The organism is Flavobacterium sp. PLA-DH12 (assembly GCF_059511845.1).
The window spans coordinates 35,124-51,233 of sequence record NZ_JCAMPD010000014.1; the positions used below are offsets into that span (position 1 = coordinate 35,124).

Here is a 16,110-nt window from a genome sequence, read left to right on the forward strand (position 1 = left end):
GTCGAAAGAAATGTAATTTAGCTGCAAAAAAAATTACATGCTTTTTTTATACAATCTAACCATTTACATCGCAGGATTTTTCTTAAAAATCATAGCGCTATTTAGTCCGAAAATTAAGCTTTTTGTTGAAGGGCGAAAAAATGTATTTTCAATTTTAGAAGAAAAAATTAAAGCAAGCGACAAAACAATCTGGTTTCATTCTGCTTCATTGGGCGAGTATGAACAAGGTCTTCCGGTAATCGAAAAAATCAAAGAAAAATACCCTTCTCATAAAATTATTGTAACCTTTTTTTCACCATCTGGATACGAAGTGCGTAAAAATAACACAGTTGCCGATGTGACCATTTATTTACCGCTTGATACTAAAAGCAATGCAAAGAGATTTTTAAAACTAGTTCATCCTGAATTTGCATTTTTTATTAAATACGAATTCTGGCTAAACTATTTAAAGGAATTAGAAAAAAACGAAACTCCGACTTATTTAATTTCAGGAATTTTCAGAGACAATCAAATGTTTTTTAAATGGTATGGCGGTTTTTACCGAAAAGCATTGAATGCATTCACCTATTTTTTTGTTCAGAATGAAAGCTCCAAACAAAAAATAGAATCACTTGGTTTTAAAAATGTAATTGTTTCTGGCGACACCCGTTTTGATCGTGTAAATGCTATTTTAGAAAGAGACAATCGCTTAGATTTTGTAGAGAATTTCAAAAATAACCAACCCACAATTGTCGTTGGAAGCTCATGGCCAAAAGACGAAGTATTAATTGCTGAGTACATCAATCAAGCTCCTGAAAATGTAAAATTCATTATTGCTCCACATAATATTAAGCCAGATCAAATTTCAGATCTATTATCGAAAATCACAAAACCAACCATTTTATTCTCAGAAAAAGAAAATAAAGATTTATCTAATTATAATGTTCTTATAATAGATACAATTGGCATTTTGACTAAGATTTACAGCTATGGAACGATCGCATACGTAGGAGGCGGATTTGGAAACCCAGGAATACATAATATATTAGAACCTGCTACTTTTGGAATTCCAATTGTAATTGGGCCAAACTATTCGAATTTTGCAGAAGCTGTCGCTTTAGTTGAAATTGGCGGCTGCTTAACAATATCGACAAACGCAGAACTTAAAGCAGTTTTTGATCAATTATTGAATGATAAAAACTTTCTAGAAGAAAAAAGCAAGATCTGCAAAGTGTTTATTCAAGATAATAAAGGAGCCACCGAAACGATTATAAAACGCATCTCGTAACCTTTTGATTTGTCAAAGGTTGTTAAATTTGAAAAAATAAGTAAAAAGATCTTGCTTAAATATTCTTAAAAAACAAAACAAACCCTAAATCTGAGAAACTAAATAGCTGATTTTCATAAAGATTATTCAACAAAAAATAATTTAGACGAGAAATTAGATAATTTAAGAAAAATTTATAATTTTGGCATATTCTTTGATAAATAAGATAAACGTGAGTAAGGAAAATATTTTAAAAAAAAAGTGAAAAAATATTTTACATATTAAAAAATTTATATCTTTGCCACGAATTAATAATTAACCTTTTATAATAAAGTAAGATGAAAAAAGTATTTTTAAGTTTAGCTGTTGTTGCTGTATTAACTGTTGTATCTTGTAAAAAAGCTGACGCTGCTGCTGAAGCTCCTGCTGTAGATTCTACTGCTGTTGCTGTTGATTCAGCTGCTGCTGTTGTTGATTCTGCTGCTGCAACTGTTGATTCTGCTGCTGCTAAAGTTGATTCTGCTGCTGCTAAAGTAGAAGAAGTAAAAAAATAATTAGAACCTAAATTCTAACGATTTTAAAACCATCTTTTAGATGGTTTTTTTTTGTGATTAATTTTTCCATTAATCTACAAGCAATAAAAAAAGCGTTCACAAATCATGAACGCTTTTTTTTTATTTATTCAGCCGCCTCTTCCATTTCTTCTTCAACCTCATCATCTCCAAAAATCGACTCACTCGAAGAGAAGTCCAAAATTTCCGACCTAGAAGAATATGTCACAATTTCTTTTATCCCTTTCTGCAAAAGCAGTTCCGTACTGTATTTTCGACTTGTAGCAAAATGGACATCACCCAACATCAATTTAAAAAAATACTTCCCTCCAGAGCCTTTAAACTTCAAGAATTTCGCAAGTTCTACATTTGCTTTAAACTTCTCAATATCTTCTTCACATTCAAACCTCAACTCATAACTCAAACTTGTAAAAATAACTTTCCCTTTTCGAGAAGTAAACGTAAACTTATATTCATCATTAAATCGCTTGCTAATTACAAAAGCACCCATTTATAAATTTTAGATATTAGATTGTTGATTTTTTTAGATTCTGAGATTCTGAGATTCTGAGATTCTGAGATTCTGAGATTCTGAGATTCTGAGATTCTCATAAATTTACTACGTAAATTTATCTTCTGCAAGTCTGCAAATAAAAAAAGCCTCTTCAAAAGAAGAGGCTTTAGTACTCAGAGCGGGACTTGAACCCGCACGAACATTGCTGTTCACTGGATTTTAAGTCCAGCGTGTCTACCAATTTCACCATCCGAGCATTGTATGGTTTTAGAGCGAAAAACGGGGCTCGAACCCGCGACCTCGACCTTGGCAAGGTCGCGCTCTACCAACTGAGCTATTTTCGCATTTTCAAATTTATTAAGAACCGCAACACTTGTTTTGTTTCGTATTGCGAGTGCAAATTTAGGACATTTATTCAATTACACAAGCGTTTTTTCAAAAAAAAATCCACTTATTTTATAACTTTCTGATAACCTAAAGTTTAAATTTGAAAAATTTTTAAATTTTATTTTTTAACCAGCATTCTTTTAATCTCATTCAGTTTCATTAACGCTTCTACTGGTGTAATTGCATTAATATCGAGATTTAAAATTTCTTCTTTTATCTCTTCCAACAAAGGATCATCTAAATTAAAGAAACTCATCTGCATTTCTTCATTTGCCGATTTTATTCCGTTTAAAGCATCGCTTGAATGATTCTTTTCTAATTTCTTTAACAGCTTTTGCGCTTTCGAAATAACCAATTGAGGCATTCCAGCCATTTTTGCCACGTGAATTCCAAAACTATGAGCACTTCCTCCTTTTACAAGCTTTCTAACAAAAAGAACGGTATCTTTTAATTCTTTTACAGCCACATTGAAATTCTGGATTCTCGGCATCGATTCTGTCATTTCATTCAGCTCATGATAATGCGTTGCAAAAAGCGTTTTTGCTCTTCCTGGATGTTCGTGCAAAAATTCAGCAATTGCCCAAGCAATCGAGATTCCGTCATAAGTACTTGTTCCTCTTCCAATCTCATCCAACAACACCAAACTTCTATCTGATAGATTATTCAAAATAGAAGCCGTTTCATTCATTTCTACCATAAAAGTAGATTCTCCCATCGAAATATTATCTGAAGCTCCTACTCTGGTAAAAATCTTATCTACGATTCCCATTCTAACATTATCAGCAGGAACAAAACTTCCCATTTGAGCCAAAAGCACAATCAAAGCCGTTTGTCTCAAAATCGCCGACTTACCCGACATATTAGGTCCGGTAATCATAATAATCTGCTGCGTTTCTCTGTCTAAGAAAACATCATTGGCAATATACGGCGTACCAACTGGCAATTGTTTTTCAATTACAGGGTGTCTTCCGTTTTTGATATCCAATTCGAATGTATCATCGATTTCAGGTTGCACATATTGATTTTCGACAGCCATTTGCGTAAACGAACACAAACAATCCAATTGCGCAACCAAATACGCGTTCATTTGAACTGGTTTGATATAAGTAGAAATCCAAGCTACCAATTGCTCAAAAAGTTCGCTTTCGATTTTATAGATTTTTTCTTCAGCCCCTAAGATCTTAGTTTCGTATTCTTTTAATTCTTCGGTAATATAACGTTCCGCATTTACCAAAGTCTGTTTACGAATCCATTCTTCTGGGACTTTATCTTTATGCGTGTTTCTAACTTCTATATAATATCCGAAAACATTATTAAAAGAAATTTTCAATGACGAAATTCCAGTTCTTTCAGATTCTCTTTTTTCAATTCCTTCTAAAAACTCTTTTCCCGAAGTCGAAATCGCACGAAGTTCATCCAGCTCTTCATTTATTCCGCTCGCAATAGCATTTCCTTTCGAAATGGCAACTGGAGCATCTTGATTTAGTGTAGTTTTAATTTTTTCACGAAGCAAATCGCAAGCATGCAAACTATCCCCAATAACCTTCACAGCTTCCTGCGGACTTTCTAGCGCAAGAGTTTTAATTGGAATAATCGCATCCAAAGATTCCTTTAAATACACGATTTCACGAGGAGAAACTTTTCCCGCAGCAATTTTAGAAATTAAACGTTCTAAATCTGAAATCTGTTTGATTTGATATTGGATATTATGAAGGATTTCAGGATTTGACTTTAAATAAGCTACAACTTCATGCCTACCTTTTACCTTGTTAGCATCTTTCAATGGCAAAGCCAGCCACCGCTTAAGCAAACGTCCCCCCATTGGAGAAAGTGTTTTATCAATAACATCCAAAAGCGTAACTGCGTTTGGATTATAACTGTGATATAATTCTAAGTTTCTAATCGTAAAGCGATCCATCCAAACGTAAGCATCTTCAGCAATACGCTGAATTGCTGTAATATGCTGCACACGATTATGCTGTGTTTCCGACAGATAATACAAAATGGCACCAGAAGCAATAATTCCTTCTTTCAATTCTTCAACTCCAAATCCTTTTAAGGAATTCGTCTGAAAATGCTTTGTTAAGGTTTCTAAAGCATAATCTTCTTTATAAATCCAATCTTCTAGATAGAAACTATGAAAATCTTCTCCAAAAGCAGTTTTAAAATCATTCTTATTATTTTTTGGAACCAAAACCTCACTTGGATTAAAGTTCTGCAATAATTTATCAATATATTCTGCATTCCCTTGAGCTGTTAAAAACTCTCCTGTCGAAACATCTAAAAATGAAATTCCGATATTTTTATTAGCAAAATAAACAGATGCTAAGAAGTTATTCGATTTTGACTGTAAAACCTCATCATTCAGAGAAACTCCCGGAGTTACAAGTTCTGTCACTCCTCTTTTTACAATGGTCTTTGTCATTTTTGGATCTTCCAACTGATCGCAAATTGCAACACGAAGTCCAGCTTTTACCAATTTTGGCAAATAAGTATTTACAGAATGATGCGGAAACCCAGCCAATGCTGTTTCAGTATCAGAACCTGCTCCTCTTTTAGTTAAGGTTATCCCTAAAATTTTAGAAGCTCTAATGGCGTCTTCTCCAAAGGTTTCATAAAAATCTCCTACTCTGAAAAGCAGACATGCATCAGGATATTTAGCCTTGATTTCGTTGTACTGTTTCATTAAAGGTGTTTCTTTCACCACTTTCTCTTTAGCTGCCAAATTATTATATTTTAAATGAAAAAATTAAGACAGCGAATTTATGATTTTTTGGTGGCAAATCGAAAGCTTCAAAAATTAAAATATTTTTAAGACATTTTTAGGTTGCGGTTTAAGTTTTTTATATAGCTTTGTTTATCATTTAAAAAAAGACCCTTAAAGATGAAAAAAATAATTTTATTCGCTATGTTAGCTGTTGCTGGTATCACAGTTACTAATGCACAAACAACTAAAAAAGCTAAAGCTGCTAAAGTTGCAAAAGTTGAAGGAGCAGGAATGCTTTTCGAAACTGAAACTATCGATTACGGAACTATCGCTCACAATGCAGATGGAAAACGTGAGTTCGTTTTTGTTAACAATGGTACAAAACCATTAATCATTACAAACACTCAAGGATCTTGCGGATGTACAGTTCCAACTACTCCAAAAGAACCAATCGCTCCAGGCGCTAAAGGTGTTATTGGTGTAAAATATGCTACTGACAGAGTTGGTGCTTTTACAAAAACTGTAACTGTAACTTCTAACGCTGAAGGACAACCAACAAAAATCCTTACTATTAAAGGTACTGTTTTACCAGATCCAGTAAAAAGCTAATCTGAGAAACATTTAAAATAATCAAAAAGCTTCCTTATCTTTGGAAGCTTTTTTTATGACTAGAATTTAAAAACAATGAGAAAACTCGAAAATAGCGAACTGGAACGCAAATCAATTGAAGATTTTAAAAAATCTGAAAAAACACCTTTAATATTAGTTTTAGATGATATTAGAAGTCTGCATAATATTGGTTCTGTTTTTAGAACAGCTGATGCATTTTTGATTGAAAAAATAATTCTTTGCGGTATTACTGCAACCCCTCCAAATAAAGAAATTCATAAAACGGCTCTTGGCGCAACTGAAACTGTTGCTTGGGAACATCATGAAAATATTTTAGAAGTTATCGAAAATCTAAAAAAAGAAAATGTTTTGACTATGGCTATTGAGCAAGTTGAAAGTGCGATTTTTCTTCAAGATTTTAAAATTGAAAAGAAGCAGAAATATGCTTTGGTTTTTGGTAATGAAGTATTTGGTGTATCGCAAGAAGCTGTTGCAATCTGTGACGGATGTATTGAAATTCCACAGCTTGGAACAAAACACTCTCTAAATATTTCTGTAAGTGCCGGAATTGTGGTTTGGGACTTGTTTCAAAAAATAAACTGGCCAGAATAAAAATTTATTTTTTTATTCTTAATTAATTGATATTTTTAGCGAATGAAGAATATCAAATTAGCAACCTTTTTCTTTTTATTTTCTGTTTTAAGTTTTAATTTTTCTAATGCGAGTGAAAATATAAAAACTTTTAACAAAAAAAATGCGTACTTCTCAAAATCTAACGTAAAATCAAAAATAAAAAAACAAGAGAAAAGTAGTTTTGTAATCGATCCTCCTAAGCTTATTGCGCAGGGAGACCAATTTTATTGCCCGCAGACATCAATTAACATTGTAACCGACTTTAGCATTGATCATGATAGTGCCGAAAACGGAACACAAGTGCTTTACATCCAGATTTCGTCTGGTTATTCAAATGGTTTTGATCGATTAGAACTAACAAATCCGAGCTTTCATCCCAATATTGTAACCAGTTGGGACGCTACTTCTGGAAAACTAAGGTTGTCTGGAACAACTGCTTCCGAAATTCCTTATGACGATTTTGTCTCAGCAGTGAAAGATGTTGTATTCACTAATTCTTCTGCAACAGCTAGTGGAACAAGAACATTTTCCATTACAATTGGACAAGCTAATTATTTACCCTCTACTGGTCATTATTATCTCTTTATTCCCAATATAGGAGTGACTTGGACAAGAGCGCGAGATTTAGCTGCTTCAAGCACTTACTATGGTCTTCAAGGTTATTTAGCTACTATCTTATCTGCTGATGAAGCCAAATTAATTGGCGAGCAAGCTTCTGGAACTGGATGGATTGGAGGAAGTGATGCCGAGACAGAGGGGATTTGGAAATGGGTTACGGGCCCAGAAACCGGAACTATTTTTTGGAACGGAAATGCAAATGGCTCAACACCAAATTATGCTTTTTGGAACACTGGCGAACCCAACCAGCAAGGCGATGAAGACTATGCGCACATCACACAACCCGGTGTAGGAATAAGAGGCTCTTGGAATGATTTATCAAATTCAGGATCACTTACACCTGGAGATGCTTATCAGCCAAAAGGATATATTGTCGAATACGGAGGAATGCCAGGTGAGGCTCCATTAGAAATTGCTGCTAGTACCAAAATCACAATTCCTATGGCAACTCCAGCTATTGACCCAACCCCAGTTTGTGATTTTGGAAGTTTTACCTTTAATGCAACTGCAACTGCTGGAGCAACAATTAGATGGTTTGATGCTCTTGTTGGAGGGAATTTATTAGCAACTGGACCAACTTACACTACCCCAACAATAACTGCAACTACAACTTATTTTGTTGATGCTGGTTGCGAATCCAATCGCAAATCAGTAAAAGCAAATGTATATGTAACTCCTGCAGATCCAATTGCAGAACAAGATACCTATAAGAACTGTGGACCAGGAACTGTAACGATTAAAGCAACTTCAAATATTGGAATTATAAACTGGTTTACTTCGCCAACTAACGGAACAAGTGTTTTTCAAGGAACAACTTTTACAACTCCAACAATTTCTTCCAATACAACTTACTATGCCGAGGCATCAAATAATGGATGCATAAATACGACCAGAACTCCAGTAAACATTGTAATATATACACCTCCAGTTGTTACAGATGAGACTTTGACTTTATGCCAGTTTCAATCTATAACGTTAGATGCAGGAATTTCTGGAATGAGTTATTCATGGTCAAATGCGAATGAAACTACTCAACAAATTACCGTTAGCAAAGGAGGCAAATACACCGTACTTGTAACCAGTCCTGAAGGCTGTTCGAATACAAAAACAATTACGGTTGAAGAACATATGGTCCCTCAAATTGCCCGTGTGGATGTTGAAGGAACAAGAGCCATCATTTACCCTGTAAAAGAAGAAGATTATTTTGAGTATTCTGTTGATGGTATTAATTATCAAGATTCAACTATTTTTTACGATGTACCTGGCGGATTACAAACTGCTTATGCACGAGAAAAAAGTGGATGCGGCGAAACTGAAAAACAATTTGTAGTACTTGTTTTCCCTCCGTTCTTTACGCCAAATAATGACACCTACAATGATATCTGGGAAGTAACTGGAATGGAAAATTATCCTCAGGCTGTAGTTACGATTTTTGATCGATACGGAAAATTAGTCGCGCAGTTAAGCCGTTTCAAAATGAGCTGGGATGGCACTTTAAATCAAGTTCCGCTTCCTGCATCTGATTATTGGTATGCTCTAAAAGTCGACGATTCAATGCCAGTTTTAAGAGGACATTTTACATTAAAAAGATAATATGAATATAGAAACCATTCGAGAAATCTGTCAAAAACTAACTGGCACAACTGAAGATATAAAATGGGAACACGACCTTGTATTCTCAGTAGGCTCAAAAATGTATTGTGTTATTGGACTTGACCAAAATCCCACATCGGCTTCATTTAAAGTTTCAGATGAAGAATTTGAAGAAATAAGCAATAAACCTGGATTTAAACCAGCGCCCTATGTGGCTAAATACAAATGGGTTTTAATTGATGATATTACTCGAATGAAAAAATCAGAGTGGGAAACGTACATTCAGCAGTCTTATCGTCTTGTTCAGGAAAAACTATCAGCAAAACTTAAAAAACAGCTCGGAATAATCTAAAGTTTAAGAAGCCGTTTTCTTTTTTATTTCATTTAATATATAAAGGTAGTCTTCGTGTTTTTTCACAAAATCACGATCTGAAATATCAATGATTAAAACATTCAAATCAGTTTGGGATTTTATATATTCCAAGTAACCGTTATTGATTTTTTCTAAATACGCAGCTTCAATATTCTGTTCATAAACCCGTCCGCGTTTTTTGATGTTTTGCAAAAGACGATCGGTGTTTTGATACAAATAAATATACAAATCTGGTTTTGGCATTTCTTTGTAAATGATATCGAATAAGTTTCTATACAAACGATATTCATCTTCAGCAAGCGTTATCTTCGCAAAAATCAATGATTTAAAAATATGATAATCTGCAACTATAAAATCTTTAAACAAATCAAACTGTGCCAAATCATCTGCTAATTGCTGATAACGATCAGCCAGAAAAGACATTTCTAAAGGAAAAGCATATCGGTTCTGATCTTTATAAAACTTTGGCAAAAACGGATTATCAGCAAATCTTTCTAAAACTGTTTTTCCGTTAAAATCTTCTGCAATTTTGTGCACCAAAGTCGTTTTTCCTGCTCCAATATTTCCCTCAAAAGCAACATAATTGAATTGATTGATTGGAATTTCACTAATTGGGCTTTTCAAATCCTGAACAACCGTGCATACACTCTCATCTGGCGTAACCGCGATCAGTTCAGAAATTGTTTTCTGTAAAATCGGGTGTTTCCAATTTAGCATTAAGTCCTGCATTGGCAGCAAAACGAAATTTCTATTCTGCATTAACGGATGCGGAACCTGAAGTTTTTCCGTATCAATTATTTCATTATCAAAAGCGATTAAATCAACATCTATAATTCTTGATTGGTAACCTTCTTGGTTCAACCGAATTCTTCCAAGTTCTTTTTCAACTTTTAAAACTTGATTGAGTATTTTTTGGGCCGATGAATTGGTGTGAAGCAACAGCGCACAATTATAAAAAGCATCACTCTCAAAACCCCATGCAGGAGTCTCATAAAGCTTTGAAACCTGAATAACAGTCCCAACATTTTCGTGTATTAAATCAATACATTTTTGAATGTTTTCTAGTCTGCTGCCTTGGTTGCTGCCTATCGATAAAACGACTTGATGCTGTAATTTCATAATTAATGCAAATTAACTAAAACTATTTTAGAATTAACCAATATATTTGTGAAACGACGTCTCAAATCTTATTCATAATTTAGAAGTCTAATTTGTAACATTTTACTCTTTTTCGCTACTTATTAAAAAAATATACATATGAAGTTTTTAGGAAATGTAATTGCCACAGTTATTGGCATTTTTGTATTTATTATGCTCTTCTTTTTTGGAGTGATCTTTATTGGAGCCATTTTTGGTGGAGACGACTCCGTTTCTGTCAAGTCAGATTCTGTTATTGAATTCAATCTAAAAGAAATTAAAAACGATTACGCAGGAAAATATAAAGATCCTTGGGTAACTGTCTTTTCGGACAAAAAAGGCATTGGCTTGACCGATGTTATCAATGCAATTGAAGCTGCAAAAACAGACGACAATATTAAAGGTATTTCGATTTTAAACGATGAATCTTCCCTTGGTCTTGCACAATACAAAGACTTAAGAAATGCATTAGAAAGTTTTAAAAAATCAGGGAAGTTTGTTTGGGCTTATGCTAATACTTATTCGCAAAAAGAATATTATTTAAATTCTATTGCCAACACTATTTATATAAATCCAGCGGGAGATCTTGATTTTAAAGGTCTTTCTTCTGAAATTATGTTTTTTAAAGATTTTCAGGATAAATCAGGAATTCACATGGAAGTCATTCGTCACGGAAAATATAAAAGTGCCGTTGAGCCTTTCTTAGAAAACAAAATGAGCGATGCCAATAGAGAACAAATCACTGCACTTTTAAATTCTATTTGGTCTACCGTTTCTGCTGATATTTCAAAAAGCAGAAATATTCCGTTGCCTAAATTAAACGAAATTGCAAACGGACTTTTGGCAAGAACTCCAGAAATGGCGAAACAACAGCATTTGGTTGATATTATTGCTTATGAAGATGTTTATCATGATGCTATTAGAAAAGCCCTGAAAGTAGACAAAGACGAGGATTACAATAAAATTTCGATCTCAGATTATACTCAAAATCACTTAACAACAGCATTAGCAAATACAGCATCAGATCAGATTGCTATTATTTATGCTCAAGGCGAAATCGGAAGCGGCGAAGGAGATGTAAATACTATTGGCGAAGGCTCAATGAGACGCTCTTTGCAAGAAGCGAGAAAAAATGACGATGTTAAAGCAATTGTTCTTAGAATTGACAGTCCTGGTGGAAGCGCTCTAACTTCTGATTTAATTTGGAGAGAAATCGAAATTACAAAAAAAGTTAAGCCTGTTATAGTTTCGATGGGTAATTATGCTGCTTCTGGCGGTTATTATATTGCTTGCAACGCTAATAAAATATTTGCTGAAAACAATACAATTACAGGATCTATTGGAGTTTTCGGAATGCTGCCAAATTTCAGCCCTTTGGCTAATAAATTAGGAATTAATTCTGAGCAGGTTAAAACACATGAGAATTCTGCAAATTACAGTCCGTTTTTACCAGTTGATGAGAAATTTAAGGCTTTTACCTTAGAAGGCGTTGAAAAAATCTATAACACTTTTGTAAAACATGTTGCTGAAGGCCGTAAAATGACTTTTGCTCAAGTAGATTCTATTGCTCAAGGAAGGGTTTGGTCTGGAACTGAAGCTTTAAAAATTGGCTTAGTGGATAAAATTGGAGGACTAAATGATGCAATTGCTGAAGCTGCCAAAATCGCTAAATTAAAAAAATACAGCACTCAGAATTATCCTGAATACGAGAAAACGTTAAACGATCTATTGGGCAATCTTCCTTTTGCAAAATCGAAAGAAGCTTTCATTAAAGAAGAAATAGGAGAAGAAAACTATCTTCTTATTGAACAGGTAAAGAAATTTCAAAAACAAAAAGGAGTACAAGCAATTTTGCCTTACGGAATCAATATTTATTAATTGAGTTAAAAGATGAATAAAGTAATTCTTTTTCTAACGGTTTTGTTTTGGAGTTTCTTAAATGCTCAAACCCAAAAAGAAATCACGTTTAAGGAAACACCAGCTATATTAAAAATAAATAACGATCAGATTTTTGGTACACTGACGACGCCAGATTTGACCAAAAAATTTCCAGTTGCTTTAATCATTGCCGGTTCTGGCCCAACTGACCGAAACGGAAATAATCCAATGATGAAAAACAATTCTTTAAAAATGCTGGCAGAAGCTTTGGCAAAAAACGGAATTGCGTCATTACGATACGACAAAAGAGCAATCGGAGAAAGTAAAGCTGCCGGTGGATCTGAAAGTAGTCTTGTTTTTGAAAACTACATTCAAGATGCAAAAAGCTGGATTAATTATTTAAAACAGGATAAACGTTTTTCTAAAATAATTATAATCGGTCACAGCGAAGGTTCTTTAATCGGCATGGTTGCCAGTGGAAAAGCAGACAAATTTATTTCGATCGCAGGCGCAGGCGAACCGGCAGATCAGATTTTAAAAACTCAAATTGGTGCCAAGTCAATGAAACCACTTAATGACTTGACCTTCCCTATTATTGATAGTTTAAAAAACGGATTTGAGGTAAAAAAAGTCGATCCGATGCTGAATTCTCTTTTTAGACCCAGCATTCAACCTTATCTGATTTCTTGGTTCAAATACAATCCTCAGACGGAAATACAAAAACTTACAATTCCTGTTTTAATAGTACAGGGAAATAATGACATTCAGATTGCTGTAAAAGATGCCGAAAATTTAAAGCAAGCCAACAAAAATGCAGATTTACAGATTATTGATAAGATGAATCATATTATGAAGATTATTGACGGCAACCAGGAAGATAATTTGGCCAGTTACAATAATGAAACACTTCCTATTTCTGAAATCCTGGTTGAAAAAATAGTTTCATTTATTCAGAAATAATAAAATAAACACCCTAAAAAATCCGTTTTGAAAATAGTTCTCAACGGATTTTTTTTATTTAACAATTTTAATAAATTTCTTACAAAATTAAGAAAACTTTATCTTCAAACTCTAGTAAAAAAAGCTATTTTTGCAGGAGTCGATTTTAAGATGTAAACCCTCAAATCTATTTATATGCTAAAAAAAGTTTTAAAAATAAGTGCCATAGTTCTTGTGGTATTTGTTGCTGCATTATTTGCCATTCCATTTTTGTTTAAAGACCAGATCAAGTCAAAAATCGTCGAAGCTATCAACGAAAGTGTTGATGCCAAAGTAAGTTTTACTGATGCCGATTTAAGTTTATTTAAAAATTTTCCAAACGCTACAGTTGGAATCGAGAAATTAGTTATCATTAACAAAGCTCCTTTTGAAGGCGACACTTTGGTTTCTCTTGGAGAATTGAATTTAAAAATGAGCATTAAAGAACTTTTCAAAGGAAAAGAAGAGCCTTTAAGCATTCAGGGAATTAGTTCTACCAACGGATTAGTAAACATTATTTTTAATAAAGATGGTGTTGGAAACTTCGATATTGCTCTAAAAGACAAAAAAGAAGAGAAGAAAGACGAAGCAAGCAAACCACTTGCATTAAAAATTCAAAACTATAAAATCGAAAATTTTACTTTTAGATACATCGATCAAGGTTCTAAAATTAAAATGGTAATTGACAGTTTAAATCACGAAGGAACTGGAGATTTTACCAATTCTAAACTAGATTTAACTACAAAATCTACTGCAAAAGTTTCATTGGACATGGATAAAATAAATTACATGAAAAATGTAAAACTAACTTTAGACGCTGTTCTTGGAATTGATTTAGAAAAAAGCAAATATACTTTTAAAGAAAACAAAGCTTTAATCAATCAGTTGCCTTTAGAATTTGATGGATTCATTCAAATGGCAGAGAAAGCGCAGATTTACGATTTAAAGTTTAAAACTCCTACTTCTTCTTTTACCAATTTCTTAGGTTTAATTCCTTCGGCTTATGCCGCAGGTTTAGATGGTGTAAAAACTACTGGAGATTTTACTGTAAACGGTTTTGCAAAAGGAGAACTTACAGATACAACCGTTCCGAAATTTAATGTTGAAATTGCGTCCAATAATGCTTCTTTCCAATATCCGAATCTACCAAAATCGGTTCAAAATATTGTAATTGATACAAAAATCATTAACGAAACTGGAATTTTAAATGATACTTATGTCAACCTAGATAAGTTATCTTTTAGAATCGATCAGGATGTTTTTAACGCTAAAGCGAATATTAAAAACATAACGGTAAATCCTATTATCGATGCGGCTTTAAAAGGAACGATCAACTTGGCTAATCTTTCAAAAGCATATCCAATTAAAATGGATAAACCTTTGGCTGGTATTTTAAAAGCTGATGTTACTACCAATTTTGACATGGCTTCTGTAGAAAAAAGCCAATATCAAAACATCAAAAATGCTGGTACGATGAGCTTGTCAGGATTTAAATATACTGACGAAAACAACAAATCGATGAACATTAGCACAGCGATGGTTGAATTTAATCCGAGCAAAATTAACTTAAAACAATTTGATGCTACGACTGGTAAAAGTGATATCAGCATTAACGGTGTTTTAGAGAATTTCTATGGTTTTATGTTTAAGAAACAAGAACTAAAAGGAAACTTCAATATGAGTTCAAACCAATTGGCTGTTGATGATTTTATGACTGCTGGCGAATCTGCAAAAGAAGAAACAAAAACTCCTGCAAAACCAGCCGATGCAATGAAGATTCCTGCTTTCTTGAATTGTACATTAAATGCAAAAGCAACAACGGTTTTATATGATAATTTAAAACTAAAAGATGTTTCTGGAAGACTGCTTATTAAAGACGAAAAAGCAACTCTTGAAAACTTTAAAACAAATATTTTCGGAGGATCAATTGGTCTTAACGGAGCAGTTTCTACAAAAGAAAAAGTGCCAACTTTTGATATGAATTTAGGTTTTAATCAAGTTGATATTGCACAGACATTTACGCAGTTGGATATGATGAAAAAAATTGCGCCTATTGCTGGAATCATTAACGGGAAACTGAATTCAACAATCAAACTGAATGGTAATTTGGATGCAAAAGAATTTACTCCAGATCTTAAATCAATTTCAGGAGATTTAATTGGTCAATTACTGTCTACTACAGTAAACTCGAGTAACTCTACTTTACTTACTGCATTAAGTTCTAATGTAAAGTTTCTTGATTTAAATAAAGTGAATCTGAATGACATTAAAGCTGCTTTAACTTTTGACAATGGAAAAGTAAATGTTAAACCTTTTGACATTAAATACCAAGATATTAAAGTAACGGTTGGAGGAACTCATGGTTTCGATCAAACTATGAATTATACTCTAAAATTTGATGTTCCTGCTAAATATTTGGGAACCGAAGCTAACAACTTAATTGCAAAAATGTCTCCTGCAGATGCTGCAAAACTAGATAATATTCCAATCAATGCTTCTTTGACAGGTAATTTCTCAAATCCTAAAATCAGTACCGATATGAAAACTGCTGTGAGCAATTTGACAACACAATTGGTAAATCAGCAGAAAGAAAAACTGACTCAAAAAGGAACCTCAGCACTTACCGATTTGATCAACAAAAACACTAAAGCTAAAGATACAACTCAGGCTGCTAAAACTGAAAAAGAGCAGAAAACTCAAGAAGTAACTAAAAAAGCTAGTGATTTATTGAACGGATTGTTTAAGAAAAAGAATCCATAAAAAGGTACTGAGATGCTAAGCCTCTAAGGTTCTAAGTTTTTTTCTTTAGAAAAACTTAGAACCTCAGCACCTAAGAAGCTTAGCTCCTTAAAAAACAAAAAATCCTGTTCGAATGAACAGGATTTT

The 16,110-nt window shown here is 33.5% G+C and carries 12 protein-coding genes and 2 tRNA genes; 9 read left to right on the forward strand and 5 right to left on the reverse strand.

Annotated elements, in window-relative coordinates; all coding sequences use genetic code 11:
- Positions 1-37: 37 nt before the first annotated feature.
- Together AC5ZCW_RS21210 and AC5ZCW_RS21215 are read left to right on the forward strand one after the other, a co-directional pair.
- Positions 38-1,267, forward strand: a complete 1,230-nt coding sequence (locus AC5ZCW_RS21210) for a 3-deoxy-D-manno-octulosonic acid transferase (protein ID WP_343543051.1) — start codon at positions 38-40, stop codon at positions 1,265-1,267.
- Between the two features lie 317 nt (positions 1,268-1,584).
- Positions 1,585-1,800 carry a PG1828 family lipoprotein gene (locus AC5ZCW_RS21215; protein ID WP_008467260.1) on the forward strand — a complete coding sequence of 72 codons (216 nt, stop codon included), beginning with the start codon at positions 1,585-1,587 and terminating at the stop codon, positions 1,798-1,800.
- Positions 1,801-1,924: 124 nt separating this feature from the next.
- On the opposite strand, the gene AC5ZCW_RS21220 is transcribed toward AC5ZCW_RS21215, so the two are convergent.
- The 4 genes from AC5ZCW_RS21220 to mutS all read right to left on the reverse strand — a co-directional run bounded on the left by AC5ZCW_RS21220 (position 1,925) and on the right by mutS (position 5,423).
- Positions 1,925-2,308: a DUF1508 domain-containing protein gene (locus AC5ZCW_RS21220; RefSeq protein ID WP_496121622.1), complete on the reverse strand. Its 384-nt coding sequence runs from the start codon at positions 2,306-2,308 to the stop codon at positions 1,925-1,927.
- 173 nt (positions 2,309-2,481) lie between these two features.
- Positions 2,482-2,567: transfer RNA gene (locus AC5ZCW_RS21225), tRNA-Leu, on the reverse strand.
- Between the two features lie 15 nt (positions 2,568-2,582).
- A tRNA-Gly gene (locus AC5ZCW_RS21230) sits at positions 2,583-2,655 on the reverse strand.
- Positions 2,656-2,816: 161 nt separating this feature from the next.
- Entirely contained in the window at positions 2,817-5,423 is a 2,607-nt protein-coding gene (gene mutS, locus AC5ZCW_RS21235) for a DNA mismatch repair protein MutS (RefSeq protein WP_496121624.1), read from the reverse strand.
- Between the two features lie 159 nt (positions 5,424-5,582).
- On the opposite strand from mutS, the gene AC5ZCW_RS21240 reads away from it, so the two are divergent.
- From AC5ZCW_RS21240 to AC5ZCW_RS21255, 4 genes are all read left to right on the forward strand, one after another.
- Positions 5,583-6,014: a DUF1573 domain-containing protein gene (locus AC5ZCW_RS21240; protein ID WP_129748767.1), complete on the forward strand. Its 432-nt coding sequence runs from the start codon at positions 5,583-5,585 to the stop codon at positions 6,012-6,014.
- 75 nt (positions 6,015-6,089) lie between these two features.
- Positions 6,090-6,626, forward strand: a complete 537-nt coding sequence (locus tag AC5ZCW_RS21245; RefSeq protein WP_343543057.1) for an RNA methyltransferase — start codon at positions 6,090-6,092, stop codon at positions 6,624-6,626.
- Positions 6,627-6,668: 42 nt separating this feature from the next.
- Entirely contained in the window at positions 6,669-8,858 is a 2,190-nt protein-coding gene (locus AC5ZCW_RS21250; RefSeq protein WP_496121625.1) for an Ig-like domain-containing protein, read from the forward strand.
- A gap of 1 nt (position 8,859) precedes the next feature.
- On the forward strand, positions 8,860-9,210 hold the full coding sequence (locus AC5ZCW_RS21255) for an MmcQ/YjbR family DNA-binding protein (RefSeq protein WP_343543059.1): 351 nt from the start codon (positions 8,860-8,862) through the stop codon (positions 9,208-9,210).
- A gap of 3 nt (positions 9,211-9,213) precedes the next feature.
- Here AC5ZCW_RS21255 and folK read toward each other — a convergent pair whose 3' ends face one another.
- The gene (gene folK, locus AC5ZCW_RS21260; protein ID WP_496121626.1) at positions 9,214-10,350 is read right to left on the reverse strand and encodes a 2-amino-4-hydroxy-6-hydroxymethyldihydropteridine diphosphokinase; all 1,137 of its coding nucleotides are present in this window, start codon (positions 10,348-10,350) and stop codon (positions 9,214-9,216) included.
- 138 nt (positions 10,351-10,488) lie between these two features.
- Here folK and sppA point away from each other — a divergent pair, with 138 nt between their 5' ends.
- The 3 genes from sppA (at position 10,489) to AC5ZCW_RS21275 (ending at position 15,984) form a co-directional block, all read left to right on the forward strand.
- Positions 10,489-12,246, forward strand: a complete 1,758-nt coding sequence (sppA, locus tag AC5ZCW_RS21265; protein WP_343543062.1) for a signal peptide peptidase SppA — start codon at positions 10,489-10,491, stop codon at positions 12,244-12,246.
- A gap of 12 nt (positions 12,247-12,258) precedes the next feature.
- Positions 12,259-13,206, forward strand: coding sequence for an alpha/beta hydrolase family protein (locus tag AC5ZCW_RS21270; protein WP_496121628.1), 948 nt, complete (start codon positions 12,259-12,261; stop codon positions 13,204-13,206).
- Between the two features lie 174 nt (positions 13,207-13,380).
- Positions 13,381-15,984 carry an AsmA-like C-terminal region-containing protein gene (locus AC5ZCW_RS21275; RefSeq protein ID WP_343543066.1) on the forward strand — a complete coding sequence of 868 codons (2,604 nt, stop codon included), beginning with the start codon at positions 13,381-13,383 and terminating at the stop codon, positions 15,982-15,984.
- The last annotated feature ends 126 nt before the right edge of the window (positions 15,985-16,110 follow it).